At 35.2% G+C, this 15,338-nt stretch carries 14 protein-coding genes; 8 read left to right on the top strand and 6 right to left on the bottom strand.

The genetic code is table 11. The annotated features are described in order from the left end of the window. The first annotated feature begins 702 nt into the window (after positions 1–702). Entirely contained in the window at positions 703–900 is a 198-nt protein-coding gene (locus GFU89_RS18440) for a hypothetical protein (protein WP_318848535.1), read from the top strand. Between the two features lie 78 nt (positions 901–978). Here the strand turns inward: GFU89_RS18440 and GFU89_RS18445 are convergent, their stop codons facing one another. Beyond that, positions 979–2,607, bottom strand: a complete 1,629-nt coding sequence (locus GFU89_RS18445) for an acyl-CoA carboxylase subunit beta (protein ID WP_318848536.1) — start codon at positions 2,605–2,607, stop codon at positions 979–981. Between the two features lie 284 nt (positions 2,608–2,891). After that, the gene (locus tag GFU89_RS23365; RefSeq protein WP_413228613.1) at positions 2,892–3,140 is read right to left on the bottom strand and encodes a GNAT family N-acetyltransferase; all 249 of its coding nucleotides are present in this window, start codon (positions 3,138–3,140) and stop codon (positions 2,892–2,894) included. Positions 3,141–3,611: 471 nt separating this feature from the next. Between GFU89_RS23365 and GFU89_RS18450 the strand changes: the two genes are divergently transcribed. The 3 genes from GFU89_RS18450 to GFU89_RS18460 are packed head-to-tail and all read left to right on the top strand — an operon-like array spanning position 3,612 to position 6,337. Beyond that, on the top strand, positions 3,612–4,490 hold the full coding sequence (locus GFU89_RS18450; protein ID WP_318848537.1) for a DMT family transporter: 879 nt from the start codon (positions 3,612–3,614) through the stop codon (positions 4,488–4,490). 13 nt (positions 4,491–4,503) lie between these two features. After that, a complete protein-coding gene (locus GFU89_RS18455; protein ID WP_047377696.1) occupies positions 4,504–5,586 on the top strand; it encodes a PorV/PorQ family protein in 1,083 nt (360 codons plus the stop codon). Positions 5,587–5,596: 10 nt separating this feature from the next. Then, positions 5,597–6,337 (top strand): hypothetical protein, encoded by a 741-nt coding sequence (locus tag GFU89_RS18460; protein WP_318848538.1) that lies wholly within the window; start codon positions 5,597–5,599, stop codon positions 6,335–6,337. Positions 6,338–6,761: 424 nt separating this feature from the next. Here GFU89_RS18460 and uvrC read toward each other — a convergent pair whose 3' ends face one another. After that, positions 6,762–8,555, bottom strand: a complete 1,794-nt coding sequence (gene uvrC, locus GFU89_RS18465; protein WP_318848539.1) for an excinuclease ABC subunit UvrC — start codon at positions 8,553–8,555, stop codon at positions 6,762–6,764. 86 nt (positions 8,556–8,641) lie between these two features. Continuing rightward, complete coding sequence (locus GFU89_RS18470) at positions 8,642–9,403, bottom strand: hypothetical protein (protein ID WP_318848540.1); 762 nt, start codon at positions 9,401–9,403, stop codon at positions 8,642–8,644. Between the two features lie 130 nt (positions 9,404–9,533). Between GFU89_RS18470 and hutH the strand changes: the two genes are divergently transcribed. From hutH to GFU89_RS18490, 4 genes are all read left to right on the top strand, one after another. After that, the gene (gene hutH, locus GFU89_RS18475; protein ID WP_318848541.1) at positions 9,534–11,027 is read left to right on the top strand and encodes a histidine ammonia-lyase; all 1,494 of its coding nucleotides are present in this window, start codon (positions 9,534–9,536) and stop codon (positions 11,025–11,027) included. Positions 11,028–11,032: 5 nt separating this feature from the next. Then, a complete protein-coding gene (locus tag GFU89_RS18480; protein WP_318848542.1) occupies positions 11,033–11,482 on the top strand; it encodes a DUF2059 domain-containing protein in 450 nt (149 codons plus the stop codon). An 83-nt stretch (positions 11,483–11,565) separates the two neighbouring features. After that, the gene (locus tag GFU89_RS18485; protein ID WP_318848543.1) at positions 11,566–12,012 is read left to right on the top strand and encodes a GNAT family N-acetyltransferase; all 447 of its coding nucleotides are present in this window, start codon (positions 11,566–11,568) and stop codon (positions 12,010–12,012) included. Between the two features lie 91 nt (positions 12,013–12,103). Continuing rightward, on the top strand, positions 12,104–13,585 hold the full coding sequence (locus GFU89_RS18490) for a S8 family peptidase (RefSeq protein ID WP_318848544.1): 1,482 nt from the start codon (positions 12,104–12,106) through the stop codon (positions 13,583–13,585). Between the two features lie 72 nt (positions 13,586–13,657). On the opposite strand, the gene ygiD is transcribed toward GFU89_RS18490, so the two are convergent. Together ygiD and GFU89_RS18500 are read right to left on the bottom strand one after the other, a co-directional pair. Next, positions 13,658–14,485, bottom strand: coding sequence for a 4,5-DOPA dioxygenase extradiol (gene ygiD, locus GFU89_RS18495; RefSeq protein WP_318848545.1), 828 nt, complete (start codon positions 14,483–14,485; stop codon positions 13,658–13,660). A gap of 80 nt (positions 14,486–14,565) precedes the next feature. After that, the gene (locus GFU89_RS18500; protein ID WP_213278042.1) at positions 14,566–15,078 is read right to left on the bottom strand and encodes a YceI family protein; all 513 of its coding nucleotides are present in this window, start codon (positions 15,076–15,078) and stop codon (positions 14,566–14,568) included. Positions 15,079–15,338 lie beyond the last annotated feature (260 nt).

Consider the following 15,338-nt stretch of genomic DNA (forward strand, 5'->3'; position numbering starts at 1 on the left):
GAGCAATCAGTAATAAGCAATGGGCAATGAGTAATCATTAAGAATAATTATTCCTATTGCCACCAGTATCAAACGCTTTACACTGATCATTTATCGCTTATCATTCATCAATGATCATTGATAGCACATGTCACTCCGTAGGAGTCTAAACAATACATTTTAAATTCTATCATCAAGTATATCTAAGATTATGAAATCACTTAAGTATTAAAAACTTCTGTAGTATTCCTTAGAATCCTTTATACTCTCATCAATGTGGCTGGATTCCTACGGAATGACATAATTGGGGATAGTAGATCTTAGAATGTAAATACTTGCAACGCCTAACTCCGCAACCCGGATCCCGAATCATTTATCATTCATAACTAATCATTTATAATTCGTCTCACCCCTAGCCCCGATAGGAATGGTTACCCCGCAGCAAGGTAGGAAAGGTATGGGGGAATGATGTTGGCATGCCAGGTGTGAGGAGTATGAATGGATAGCGGGAGAAAGCTCCTGAAATGCCAGCTGTTATTCACTAAACTATTTCCTCATTATTCCTATATAATTGTATTATGAATATTTCCTCAACACTTCTGAAAAAACTATGAATAAGAAATTTTCATTAAATTTCACCAAGTATGGAAAAAAACAGTATTTTAGAGGAAGCGTAATCCGAAAAGCTATCATAGAGTAGGAACTATCAAAAACTAAATAACTATGAAAAATCTAGTAAAGATTTCAAGAGAGAGTTTAAAATCACTTAAAGGAAGCGGAGGCCCTGGTTGCCCGGATGATCCGGTATTTGGAATGTGTTACCCTCCAGGATGGCCTAATGGAATTTGTTTGAGCAAATATCAATGCTGTATGAAGCTTGGAGGTCCTATAGAATTTTGTAAAGAAGAATACGGGAACTAATTTCAAATAATTTAAAGATATATATAAACACGGCTATTTCACTTAGAAATAGCCGTGTTGTTTTTTATTAATGCATGATCAGACTTGAATTACTCCCAAGTTGAACTTCTCAGTAATAGGAGCATTATTAGCTGCTTCAATCCCCATAGAAATCCATTTTCTTGTATCTGCAGGGTTGATGATGGCATCTGTCCATAATCTTGCCGCTGCATAAGTAGATTCAGTTTGTTTCTGATATTTTTTTGAAATTGTATCCAGAATTTCGTTGTGCTCTTCTTCTGAAATTTCTTTTCCTTGTTTTTTTAAGGTGGATTCCTGGATCTGTGCAAGTACTTTTGCAGCCTGTGCTCCTCCCATTACCGCTAAATCTGCCCAAGGCCATGCAACAATTAGTCTAGGATCATAAGCTTTCCCACACATTGCATAGTTTCCTGCTCCATAAGAGTTCCCCGTGATAATGGTAAACTTAGGAACTACAGAATTGGAAACCGCATTTACCATTTTAGCTCCGTCTTTAATGATACCACCATGCTCAGACTTTGAACCAACCATAAATCCGGTAACATCCTGTAAGAAGATCAAAGGTATTTTTCTTTGATTACAGTTGGCAATAAATCGGGTTGCTTTATCTGCTGAGTCGGAGTAAATAACTCCTCCAAACTGCATTTCTCCTTTACCGCTCTTAACCAACTTTCTCTGATTGGCTACAATACCTACAGACCAACCATCAATTCTTGCTGTTGCACAAATAATACTTTTGCCGTAATCAGCTTTATATTCTTCGTATTCGGAGTTGTCTACAATACATTTAATAATTTCGTTGGTATCATATTGCTCAGCTCTGGAAACAGGCATAATTCCGAAAATATTTTCAGGATTTTCTTTTGGTGGGAAACTTTCTATTCTGTCAAAACCTGCTTTTTCAGTACTTCCAAGAGATTTCATGATGTTTTTGATTCTATTCAAAGCATCTTTATCATCTTTAGCTTTATAATCCGTTACTCCTGAAATAGAGCAGTGCGTGGTAGCACCTCCCAAAGTTTCATTATCAATACTTTCACCGATCGCTGCTTTTACAAGGTAGCTTCCGGCAAGGAAAATAGAGCCTGTTTTATCTACAATCATAGCTTCATCACTCATGATAGGCAGATAAGCTCCTCCGGCTACACAACTTCCCATTACTGCAGAGATCTGGATGATTCCCATAGAACTCATCTTAGCATTATTTCTGAAAATTCTTCCAAAATGCTCTTTATCCGGGAAGATCTCATCCTGCATTGGAAGATAAACACCTGCAGAGTCTACCAGATAGATGATTGGAAGCTTGTTTTCCATGGAAATTTCTTGTGCTCTCAGGTTTTTCTTTCCTGTGATAGGAAACCATGCACCTGCTTTTACAGAAGCATCATTTGCAACAATGATACATTGTCTTCCGGAAACGTAGCCAATAACTACTACAACTCCGCCGCTTGGACATCCTCCATGCTCCTTATACATTTCGTATCCCGCAAATGCTCCTACTTCTATAGAATCTGAATCTTTATCGAGAAGATAATCTACTCTTTCTCTTGCTGTCATTTTTCCTTCATCACGAAGCTTTTGAAGCCTCTTCTCACCACCTCCTTTTTTGATCTCAGTGAGTAAGCGATTTATTTCAGATAATTTTAATCTGTTCTGATCTTCTCGTTTATTGAATTCGATGTCCATAAAATTTTCAATTTTTTACGTTTAAAGATACTATTTTTATGAAGAATATAAATTGGAAGTAAAACAGATGTTTAATTATTTGGTTTTTAGTAAATTGTGAAATTTTTAACAGAAAAATACATTTAAATTATTTATATTTTTTCTAACTTTACACTAGAGTAACAGAGGGTGATATCCTCTGCAAAATACTCTGTTCCTAGTTTATTTTTTTAATAGTTTATTATTTGAAGGCCCTGAAAGTTTAACAAATTTTCAGGGTTTTTTAATGATTGGAGTTGTAAACGCTAGTAGTATTTTCTATACTCTACAATATTGAGATCGGTGACATGATCTTTATATTTTTTGTATCTTTTGGTAGGAATGAAGCCTAGCTTTTCCGGAATTTTTTTGCTGGCTGTATTTTCTTCATCTACAGGATATAAAATATAGTGAAAAGTAAAATTATTTTCCAGGAATTCAATGAGGGCTGTTATGATTTCAGTTCCTAATCCTTTTCCTTGAGAGTTCTTTTTTAACCATAGCCCAAGCTCAATAGATTACTCGGTTATATTATGAATACCGCAACTCCTACAAAATCTCCACTGGAATCCAGGGCAACCATTACCAGGTCGGTATTTTGTGACAAAGTATTTTTTTGATTCATCAATAAAGTTGATGATATCATTTCTATTACCTTGTGGGTTAAAAGGTATGTATCTGGTAACTTCATTTGTAAAATGCTCCACAATATCATCTATATATTAGTCTTCTACAGGCTGAAGGGTTAAACGTTTTGTTCAGATTTTAATGTCTGGACTTAATATCATATTGTAGTCTTAAAAGAAATAGTATTCTGTCATGCTAAGCCTTTTTATTTGAAATTAATAGAATAGATGATGTATTAGGCAAAAAACTACTAAAAACTTTATTTTTCATTTTTTTATTAACGTAAATTTATATTTTTTGTGAGATTTATAAAAGCGTATTTGTAAATTTGCACGTTAAAAATTAAAAGGAGATAGGTTATGCATAAATTGGCACTTTTCAGGTTGCATTTAATTGTGTTCTTGTGGGGGTTCACTGCAATTTTGGGAAAATTAATTCATGCCAATGCTCAGATCCTTGTGTTTTACAGGATGCTGTTTGCTTCTATTTTTCTATTTGTATTCATCAGGGTCTTTAAAAAAGAAAGTATAAAGGTTTCGAAAAAAATATTTTTTCAGCTTGCAGCAATAGGTTTTGCGATGGCACTTCACTGGTATTTCTTTTTTTATTCTATTAAAGTTTCCAATGTTTCTATTGCGTTAAGTTGTGTTTCCTTATCTACACTTTTTGCTTCAATTCTGGAGCCAATTATTTTCAAAAGGAAGATTGATATATCTGAAGTCGTAATGGGAATGGTCATCGTTGCCTGTATACTTTTAATTTTCAAAACAGAGATTCATTTTAAAGAAGGTATTATTTACGGAATCCTATGTGCAGTATTTGGAACTATTTTTTCTGTTTTTAATGGGAAGATGTTTGGCAAAACGAGTTCAGGAAAAATCATTTTTTATGAAATTTTCTGTGGTTGGTTGATTTTAATGATATTTTATCTGCTTTCTGGGCAAATTTTTCAGATGAACGAAATAAACTACCGAGATTTGGCGTTAATATGCTTGTTAGCCAGTGTTTTTACCGCTTTTCCAATGTTAGAATCGGTGAAATTAATGAAGTATATATCCCCTTTTACTTTAATTTTAACAGTTAATTTAGAACCTGTTTACGGAATTATACTAGCTTTTTTTATCTTTGGGGAATCAGAACATATGAGCCGTATATTTTATATTGCTTCAGGAGTTATGATACTGGCAATCATTGTGAATGGATTAATTAAAGCCAGAAAAACTAAAAACTTAAACTAAGCATCAAATTTATATGATGAAAAAATATCTTTTACTTGCATTTTCACTGCTGTTTGGGCTGTCTCAATCTCAGATTATCAGGAAATATTCCAATGAATTCTTAAATATCGGAGCCGGAGCAAGAGGTCTTGCAATGGGTGGGGCAGTAATCACCAATCAGGATGATGTATATTCTCCTATGTGGAACCCTGCAGGTTTGATGTCAGTTGAAAGAGACTGGCAGGGTGCAGCTATGCACGCAGAATACTTTGAATCTATTGCAAAATATGACTATCTGGCGTATGCAAAAGTACTTGAAGAGGGTGTATTCGGTGTTTCAGTGGTAAGACTTGGTGTAGACAATATTTTGAATACCACCCAGATGATTGACTCTGAAGGAAACATTGATTATGATAAAATCACCAAATTTTCCCAATCCGATTACGCCGCTATCCTTTCCTATGCTTTCAGACCCGGAGGAAATCCAAAATTGGATGTGGGGGTAAATGCTAAAATTGTTTACAGAAATGTAGGTAAATTTGCAAATGGCTATGGTTTTGGTTTTGATGTGGGAGCGATCTATAAAGCAGATAATGGATGGAAGTTTGGTGGTATGGTAAGAGATATCACAACTACCGTAAACTTCTGGAGTATCAATCAGAAAGAACTTTCAACTGTTGTAAACGGAGAAGAATTCAACCCGGCACCGAAAGATAAACTGGAACTTACAATGCCTAAGCTGAATGTAGGTGCCAGTAAATTATTTGAAATAAACAGCAGTGTTTACGTATTGCCAGAAGCAGGAATTAATGTAGATTTTGCTAAAACTGCTTCATTGATTTCAACAGATTTCGCAAGTATCAGTCCTTATGCTGGAGCTGAACTGGGGTATCAGAAAATGATTTTTGTGAGATTGGGTATCAACAGATTCCAGTCAATTACAGATATAGAAGATCTTAAAAGAAAAGTTTCCTTCCAACCGAGTGCCGGTCTTGGGATCAGATACAGAGGGCTTACACTGGATTATGCGATTACAAATTCAGGAATAGGTGGATCTAATTTCTATTCCAATTTCTTTTCATTGAAACTAGATATGGGAGCATTCAGAAACGATTAAAATTATAGAAATGAAAAAGTTATCAATGTTGATGTTGACAGTTTGTTCAACAGTTATTTTTGCACAAAAGGTTTCAGATTATAAATATGTTACAGTTCCTGAAAAATTTGAAACGTTTAAGGAAGATTATGGTTTAGAAAATTTTTTCACCAAAGCTTTGGCTGGGAAAAAATATATAGTTCTTCCGGTAATTAAAGATAAATGGCCTGCAGAAGCAAAAAGTAATTTCTGTAATGTAGTGAGTGCTGATATTCTAAATGACAAAAGTTTATTTAAAAATAAAGTAATTGTACAGTTCAAGGATTGTAATAATAATATAATCTTGGAAGCAAAAGGAGTCTCTAATATCAAAGAACTTGAGGAGGGTGTACAAGATGCTTTGAAACAGACGTTAATAAAAATACCAATGTCTAATCCTGTAGCACTATTGCCAGCATCCACTAGTGGGCAGAATACATCTCCTGAACCTGCAGTATCTGTTGCATCTACAACTACTCCAGAAGCGAATAGCTACTCAAATGGGAAGCTGGATCTTCAGAAAATACAGATTGATTCCAATCAGTTTATCCTGGCAAAGGCTGGCAGTTCGGTACCGTTTGCAGTTTTCAAAACTACTTCGAAAAATGCTGTTTTTTTAGTGAAATTAGCTGATGGAAACTCTACCATAGGATATTTTGAAAACGGAAGTATTGTGATAGATTTACCACAGGCTGATGGAAGATTTTCCAAAGAAGTTTTTGTAGCAAAATAATCTGAAAATAACAAAATAATAAACATAAAAGGCTCTTCAAAAAGAGCCTTTTATAGTATATATGCTGATGTGTTTTTCATTTTTTCGAAAATTTGAAAAGTGTTTATAATAGGACTCACTGTAGATAACAGTAATTCATCATCTGTATTGTGGTAAATGAAAATGTAAAATATTTATAAAATGAGAAAAGTTTTCATAGTATTATCGTTATTAGTTGATGATACTAATTTATGAAAAAAATATAAATAATACTATTATTTAGTAAAATATTTATTTATTTTCATTTTTCATTGATAAATTATCTTTACGTTTAAAGGAATGTTAATTTTTGTCACTTATTAATGAAATAGAAAATGGATGTCAAATTTTATAAAAAAGCACTGTTTTTCTTAATGCAAATAGAACTGTTGAGTTACAAAAGTCATCAATTGGCATTAAAAAACTCCCAGATCACTTTAGCTTTGCTTTTCCCTAAAATTTCTTCAAGGGTTTCCAGATTGGCTTCTTTGATACGTTTTACAGACTTCAGTTTAGACAGAAGCAGTTCAATCGTTTTTTCTCCAACACCAGGAATTTCTTCCAGTTCAGATTTTATGGTAGAATTTTTCCTTCTTGTTCTGTGATGCTTTACCCCAAATCGGTGAGCCTCGTCACGTACACGCTGAAGGATTTTCAACGTTTCGGATTTTTTATCCAGATATAAAGGAATAGGATCTTCTGGGAAGAAAATCTCTTCCAGCCTTTTGGCGATCCCTACAATGGTGATTTTTCCGTAAAGCCCCAATAATTTAAGACTCTTTACAGCAGAAGACAGCTGTCCCTTTCCTCCGTCTATCAGAATCAGCTGGGGAAGATCTTCACCTTCATCAAGCATTCTTTTGTAACGGCGGTAGATCACTTCTTCCATAGTTGCAAAGTCATTAGGTCCTTCCACTGTTTTTGGATGAAAGATTCTGTAATCTGCTTTACTTGGTTTGCCATCTTTGAAAACTACACATGCTGAGACAGGATTGGTCCCCTGGATATTTGAGTTGTCAAAACCTTCAATATGTCTAGGTTCTACCGGCATTCGGAGAAGTTTCTGCATTTCAGCCATGATTCTGTTGGTATGCCTTTCAGGATCTATAATCTGAACCTGTTTCAGCTTTTCCAGACGATATTCTTTAGCGTTCTTTTCAGAAAGCTCTACAATTCTTTTTTTATCTCCTACTTTAGGAACAATCAGTTTTACATTAGGAATTTCTACAGACAAATGAAACGGTAACAGCACTTCTTTGGAATCGGAAGAAAACTTCTGACGGATCTCAATCAAGGCTTCCTCCATAATGTCTTCATCCGTTTCTTCAAGAATTTTTTTAATCTCGGTTGTAAAACTCTGGATGATATTTCCATTTCTGATTTTAAAGAAATTGACATAGGCTGCCGTTTCATCACTGGTCATTCCGAAGACATCCACGTCGTCAATATTAGGGTTGACTACAGTATTCTTAGCTTGATAATCTTCCAGAATATCGAGTCTTTCTTTAATAATCTGAGCTTGTTCAAACTGTAGATTGGAAGCCAGTTTCATCATCTGATTGACCAGATAATCCTTAGCCTTTCGGAAATCCCCTTTGATAATTCCACGGATAGCATCTATCTTTTCATCATACTCTTCTTTGCTTTCAAGATCTTCACACGGTCCTTCACAGTTTTTGATATGATATTCCAGACAGACTTTATATTTCCCTTCAGCAATCTTGGCTGAAGAAAGATTCAGATTGCAGGTCCTGAGCTTGTAAATATGCTTGATGGTATCCAGTAAAATCTTTGCCGGACGCACTTTTGCATAAGGACCATAATACTCGGATCCATCTTTAATTACATTTCTGGTCAGAAAGATTCTTGGGAAATCTTCATTCTTGATGCAGATCCACGGATAAGTCTTGTCATCCTTCAGCATGACATTGTAAAACGGCTGATGTTCCTTAATCAGATTATTCTCTAATAAAAGGGCATCATACTCACTGTTTACAATTGTTGTTTCCAATCGCTGGATTTTCCCGACCATTATTTTGATCCTGTATCCGGAAAGGTTTTTGTTGAAATAAGAGAGAACCCTTTTCTTCAGATTTTTAGCTTTCCCAACATACAAAAGCTGTTCGTTTTTATCATAATAACGATAAACGCCGGGTTCGGATGGTAAGGTTTTGAGCTGTAGTTCTAAAGAAGGATTCATATAACAAAATTAAGGAAACTTTCCCTATTTAAAAAAGAAAAACCTGCAGATGAGTCTGCAGGTTTTAATTTATGGTTCAAAGTATTTTATCCGTTTGCCATTGCAGTATATTCACTTACAAGAAAACTAAAGTAATCCCATTCCACAGAATTCTTAGGATATTTTTTCATGAAATCCTGATTGTCTCCAAAAAGAAAATCATAATTGTCTTCAAAATCATCTTTATGCAGCCACATCACTTTGTCGCCCTTTTTTACATAATAAGATTTGATAACCCCGCCACCAAGCTGTGGAGAGCCCATTACAGAAAATCCTGTAGTTTCTTTAGCTCTGGGATCGTGATATACTGAAATAATATCATCAAAACCGGGATTGATAACCTGCATCAGGAATTCCTTATCATCTTTTTTGTTCTTTAAAGAAACAGTCTGGTTGACAAAATAAATTCTATCATTATTGGTGTTTTTTGTCAATTTTTTAGTTCCGAAATTTCTGATATTCCCCATGTATTTTGCCACTTTTGCAATCTTTTCTGCATTGCTTGGATACACATACATCTCATTGATCTGATCAGCATTGAAAGTTGCATTCTTTTTGGTGACACTGTCTTTAATAGCGACCTCGTAGATCTGTCCTTTTTTGGTTTCAATCTTATTACAGAAACCTTTGTAGGTAGTTCCGTCTTTTAAGATGATGGTAGATGTTTTCTTAGGAGATGGAGTATTAAAACCTTCATTAAAAAGGTAAGCTTCCATTTTTTTGATGTCCTCTTTAGAGTATTTTACTTTCTGGGCGAAAGCTGTTGTGCTTGCTACACATAAAGCAAGGAATAGAGTTTTCAGTCTCATGTATTATTGTTTTTAATTTCGGGGCTAAAAATAGTAAAATAATTTCCTTGTTGATATAAAAATATAGAAGATTGAAATTTAGCTTTTCCAATTATTGTTAAATGCGTAATTTTAAGAAAATTTTTTAGAAATGATATACGGGGTAGATGTTTTTACTTTCCATGATGTTCTGGAAATCTGTAAAAAGCCAAATAAAGCCAAGCTTAATAAAGCGGCAAAAGAACAAATCTTAAAATCTCAGAAAAACGTACAGAAAATAGTAGAGTCTGACAGATGTGTATATGGAATCAATACCGGGTTCGGACCTTTATGTGATACTAAAATATCGGCTGACGAAACCGCTCAGTTACAATATAATCTGATTATTTCTCACGCAGTAGGAGTAGGAAAACCAATTGATAAAGAACTTTCAAAGATCATGATGATTGCTAAAGTTCATGCCCTTTCAAAAGGATTTTCAGGAGTTTCTCTGGAAGTCATTGAAAGAATGATCCTGATGCTGGAAAAAGATATCATCCCGGTGGTTCCTGAACAAGGATCTGTAGGTGCTTCGGGAGACCTTGCTCCTTTAGCACATCTGGTGTTACCTTTACTTGGTTTAGGACAGGTTTGGGAAGGGGATCAGGTTTCTGATACTATAGATGTTTTGCAGAAACATGACCTCGAAGCACTGGTTTTAGGACCAAAAGAAGGATTAGGATTGATCAATGGAACACAATTTATTCTTGCTCATGCAATCAAAGGACTTGAAAAATTCGAATACCTATTAGATCTTGCGGATATGACGGCTGCAATGAGTATAGAAGCATACAGAGGTTCTGAAAGTCCTTTCAAAAAAGAACTTCACGAGATCAGACCTTTTGAGGGCAGTAAAAAAGTAGCGGCAAGAATGCTTAAATTCTTAAAAGGATCAGAAAATATGAAAGCTCACGAAGATTGTGAGAGAGTTCAGGATCCTTATTCTATGAGATGTGTTCCACAGGTTCATGGAGCTAGCAGAAACGCTTTTGAACATCTTAGAGGTATGGCGGAAACAGAACTGAATTCCGTAACAGACAATCCAATTGTATTAAGTGCTGAAGAATCTATCTCAGGAGGTAACTTCCACGGACAGTTGATGGCTTTACCTTTAGATTATGCTACACTGGCTGCTGCAGAATTAGGAAATATTTCAGACAGAAGAAGTTACTTATTATTGGAAGGAAAGTACGGATTACCAAGATTATTGACGGAAAGCTCAGGATTAAACTCTGGATTTATGATTCCTCAGTATACTTCAGCTGCTTTGGTTACAGAAAACAAAACACTATGTTTCCCGGCATCGGCAGATTCTATTCCTACAAGTTTAGGTCAGGAAGATCATGTTTCTATGGGAAGTATCTCAGGAAGAAAATTCAATCAGGTTCTTGGAAACCTTGTGAATATTCTGTCAGTAGAGTTGATGTTTGCTGCTCAGGGACTGGAATTCAGAAGACCTGCGAAATGTTCTAAAGTGATTGAAGAAAACTTTACAGTTCTTCGTTCCAAAGTTGCTAAACTTGAAGATGACCGACTAATCGGTAAAGATATGCTGGCAATTGCAGAGCTGATCAATGAGAGAAAGTTTGTTGTTGATATAAAATAGGATATATGAAGAAAGGAATTATTTTGTGTTTCTTCTTATTCGGAATAAATGCTTTTTCTCAGTCCAATGAAGCAAAAGTGAAAGAGTTGATTACTTTAACAAGGTCAGATCGTATGTTGTCTATGGGGTTTCAACAATTTATGGATCATTACAATAATAAGTATAAGGATTTACCTGCTAATTTTTGGGATGAATTTAAAAAAGACATGGCTCCAGAAAAAATATTTGCTCTGTATATTCCTATCTATAAAAAATACTTTACAGATGCTGATATTGATACACTTATTAAATTCTATAAAACTCCGGCAGGTCAAAAGGTGATTGAAAACATGCCGAACTTAATGAAAGATTCGGGAGAAATTGCAAATAGTTATGCAGAGGCATTGGATAAAAAAGTTAAGGATAAACTTAATAAACATTATCATTTTCAAAATCCACCTCCACCAGCTCCATAAAAATAAAAGCTTCCGAAAGGGAGCTTTTTTGTTTTCATAAATCTTTAAATCCTTCAATTTTTTAATCTTTAAATTAAATAAACATGCATATACTCAGAACAGATTCCACCAATATAGACTTTCAAAAACTGATACAATCTCTTGATTCTACTTTAGCTGAACATAATGGTGATAAAGATGATTTCTTTTCCCAGTTTAATACAATTGATACTCTTAAAAACTGTATTGTGGTTTATATTGATGCTATTCCGGCAGCTTGTGGAGCATTCAAACCTTTTTCAGAAAATTCAGTAGAAATAAAAAGAATGTTTACTGACCCAAAATTCAGAAAGAATGGCCTGGGCTCAACTATTGTAAAAGAACTGGAAAAATGGGCCGCAGAATTGAATTTTAAAAAGGCAGTTTTAGAAACTTCTCAGGATCTGAAAAGTGCTATTTCGGTTTACGAGAAAAGCGGATTTTACAGAATACCCAATTATGGACAATACGTTGGAATAGAGCAAAGTGTCTGCTACGAGAAGATATTGTAATTTAATATTCATGTAATGCTAAATTCATTTTTTAAAAGTTTTTAATTCTCATGAAAGTGTTATATTGTGGCTCCAACCAAAATTATAACATATGAAAAAAACTGTATTCCTATTGGCAATATTTTTTGCCTTAAACTCGTGTTCCAGAGAAGAACTTCAGAACGAAAATGTAAAAACAGAAATGGCTCAGAAAGATCCACTAACTGCAAAGCAGATCAATGAAAGGATCAATCAGGCTATTAAAACGGACGGAACTTTCAACTGGAAGAATGAATCCGATCATTTCGTTTGGAGTGCTATTTTCCGCGGAAACAAAATGGTGTCTATCGGTTTCGGAGCTTCTAAAGACGATTTTGACAGAAGTAAATCTCCAAACAATAACGATATGGAAAAAGAAGTTCTTTCTGTGATCAAAAAATATGAAGGAAAAGAGGAGAGGAATTTTCTTCTTCTTTCAGATCAGTATCTTAACCAAATGGATGTTGTTATTGAAAATGAGGAAACCGTTGCTGCTCTTCGACAAATGAAAAATATCCGATACGTAGAGCCAGCCGATTATCATTATTTTGAATTTGAAGCTCAATATAATGCAGCGGCAAAATCTTCTGGAAGCGGTTCGTCAGGATGTGGTTTTTCATCATCAACATTAAGTACGGCAGATTACACCTCTACAACACCAAGCGCAAAAATTCCTTGGGCTTTCACTAAACACAGCATTCCTGAAGCATGGAGCTACAGTACAGGAGCAGGTGTTACCATCGGACTTATTGATACAGGAGTTTCTCCAGAGCAGACTTTATTGGGAGGAAGCTTTAATAACGGAGCATCTTCGGGAAGAACAATCAGTAAGTTGGGAGTATATAACTCAGATGGATCCGGAGATCAGTGTGGACATGGAACAAAAATGGCTTCTGTGATGACAGCTCCGAGAAATAATGCAGGACTACCTGTAGGAGTAGCTTACAATGCCAATCTGATTGCCTACAGAGCTGCAGAAAACGTTGTCCTGGAAACTTCCAGCGAACAGACGGCTGTAAAAACAGCTTTTACAGAATTGGGTAATAATACCAATGTAAAAATTATTTCAATGTCAATGGGACATATTTTCTCTGTCGGAAAAATTGAAGATGGTGTTAAATATGCTTATTCTAAAGGGAAACTGATTTTCTGTGCTGGAGGAACTTCTACAAGCTTTACCAGTTTTGTGGGCGTGATTTTCCCTGCATCAATGTCGGAAACACAGGCGATAACAGGAGTAAAAGAGAATACATCCAATCAAAAATGTGATGTTTGCCACTCCGGAAGCCAGATTGATTTTACCTTCCAGATGGAAAGAACTTCAGGAAATACGGTTCCGGTTTTGAGCTATTACAACGGACAGGCAGATTATGTGGGTGGTTCTTCAGTAGCTACAGCCGCTACGGCAGGAATTGCAGCATTGGTTTGGGCTAAAAACCCATCATGGACAAGAGACCAGGTACTTAATAAAATGAGACAGTCTGCAACGTACTATCCGAATGTTAATTCAAGCTACGGTTACGGAAACATCAATGTTTTAAAAGCAGTACAGTAAATAATATTACCATTATAAAAAGAAAAGGAAATATCTCAACTGAGGTATTTCCTTTTTTATTGTAATATCAGATTATCCAATTCTTACACTCGTCATACTCAATGATCCTCCGATGAGTTCATCATTGAATAAGGTAAGTTCTTCAGACTGATCCTTCAGCCCTAAAGTATACAATAAAGGAAGATAATGATCAGGCGTTGGAACAGCATATTGTAAGAAAGTTCCCTGCTTCTGATAATCAATAATATTCTGGAAATTTCCATCCAAAAGCCAATTATTGGTTTTTTCTCTGGCCTCTATTGCCCAGTCCCAGCCGGCGCCAACTGTATTGATGTTTTTCCAATCGATAAGGCGAAGGTTATGAACAATATTTCCGCTTCCGATAATTAAGATTCCTTTTTCACGCAATTTGTTGAGTCTTTTGGCAAGATCATAATGATACTGCGGTGGTTTTGTATGGTCAATGCTCAGTTGAATCACAGGAATATCAGCATCAGGATACATATGTTTTATCACAGACCATGCACCATGATCCAGTCCCCAGCTGTGGTCTTCTTCTACATCAATCGGGAGCAGAAGTTCTGATGTTTCTTTTGCCAGCTCCGGGCTTCCGTGAGCAGGATACTGTACATCAAAAAGGGCTTTTGGAAAACCATAAAAATCGTGGATTGTTTTAGGCATATCCATAGCTGTTACAAAAGTTCCGTCTGTATACCAATGAGCAGAAATACAAAGAATTGCATTGGGTTTAGGGATCTCAGAGGCTGCTTTTCGGAAACCCTGTACAAATTGGTTTTCTTCAATGGCGTTCATAGGTGAACCATGTCCAAGAAATAAAACGGGCATTCTCTGTGTGTTGTTAAAACTATTGCTTATGTTTTGAAGATCGTTGAGGTTCATATATATTGAAGAGTATAAAAAAATAAAAGGTTCAAGGCTTTTAGACAAATCCCTGAACCTTTTATAATATGTGTTATAAATTATGCTTGTTTTACAAACTGTAATTCACCAGCTATTTTTACATCATCACTTACCATTACACCTCCTGCTTCAAGAGCTGCATTCCAGTTTAATCCAAAATCTTTTCTGCTGATTTTTCCTTCAAAAGAGAAACCTGCCTTTGTATTTCCCCATGGATCTACATTGATTCCTCCGAAGTCTACATCAAGAGTGATAGGTTTTGTAACTCCGTTAACAGTAAGATTTCCAACAATTGAATTATTTAATGCCTGAGATTCAAAAGTGATCGTAGGATGTGCTTCAGCGTTGAAAAATTCTGCAGACTTTAAGTGATTGTCTCTGTCTGTATTGTTTGTGAAAACAGAATCTGTTTGAATAGTAGCTGTAGTTTTTGCATTTGCAAAAAACTCGTCTTCAGATTCAATTTCAGCAGTGAAAGTTCTGAAGCTTCCTTTTACGTTAGAGATCATCATGTGTTTTACTTTGAAAGTAATTTCACTATGCGTTGGGTCTAAGATCCATTTTGTTGCCATTGTATTTTGTATTTTTTGTTTGTTATTAATGATGCAAATTTAGGATAGAGAGTATATACAAGTCATTGATATAGGATAAGAAATGCATTTTTCTACATCAATAGTTAATTTTGCTTTGCGAGTGAATGGTGAATACTATAGCTTTCGATCAAATTAAAATTGACAAGCGTAGCGAACTGACTATTCACAATTGACTCATTTAATACCAATAGTCAATTTTACTTTGCAAATGAATGGTGAATACTATAGCTTTCCAGCAA

Origin of the sequence: Chryseobacterium sp. JV558, assembly GCF_033712365.1 — a bacterium.
Lineage (GTDB): Bacteria > Bacteroidota > Bacteroidia > Flavobacteriales > Weeksellaceae > Chryseobacterium.

Coding starts and splice junctions, on each gene's coding strand:
- GFU89_RS18440 (WP_318848535.1), top strand. CDS start 703: ATGAAAAATCTAGTAAAGATTTCAAGAGAGAGTTTAAAATCACTTAAA.
- GFU89_RS18445 (WP_318848536.1), bottom strand. CDS start 2,607: ATGGACATCGAATTCAATAAACGAGAAGATCAGAACAGATTAAAATTA.
- GFU89_RS18450 (WP_318848537.1), top strand. CDS start 3,612: ATGCATAAATTGGCACTTTTCAGGTTGCATTTAATTGTGTTCTTGTGG.
- GFU89_RS18455 (WP_047377696.1), top strand. CDS start 4,504: ATGATGAAAAAATATCTTTTACTTGCATTTTCACTGCTGTTTGGGCTG.
- GFU89_RS18460 (WP_318848538.1), top strand. CDS start 5,597: ATGAAAAAGTTATCAATGTTGATGTTGACAGTTTGTTCAACAGTTATT.
- uvrC (WP_318848539.1), bottom strand. CDS start 8,555: ATGAATCCTTCTTTAGAACTACAGCTCAAAACCTTACCATCCGAACCC.
- GFU89_RS18470 (WP_318848540.1), bottom strand. CDS start 9,403: ATGAGACTGAAAACTCTATTCCTTGCTTTATGTGTAGCAAGCACAACA.
- hutH (WP_318848541.1), top strand. CDS start 9,534: ATGATATACGGGGTAGATGTTTTTACTTTCCATGATGTTCTGGAAATC.
- GFU89_RS18480 (WP_318848542.1), top strand. CDS start 11,033: ATGAAGAAAGGAATTATTTTGTGTTTCTTCTTATTCGGAATAAATGCT.
- GFU89_RS18485 (WP_318848543.1), top strand. CDS start 11,566: ATGCATATACTCAGAACAGATTCCACCAATATAGACTTTCAAAAACTG.
- GFU89_RS18490 (WP_318848544.1), top strand. CDS start 12,104: ATGAAAAAAACTGTATTCCTATTGGCAATATTTTTTGCCTTAAACTCG.
- ygiD (WP_318848545.1), bottom strand. CDS start 14,485: ATGAACCTCAACGATCTTCAAAACATAAGCAATAGTTTTAACAACACA.
- GFU89_RS18500 (WP_213278042.1), bottom strand. CDS start 15,078: ATGGCAACAAAATGGATCTTAGACCCAACGCATAGTGAAATTACTTTC.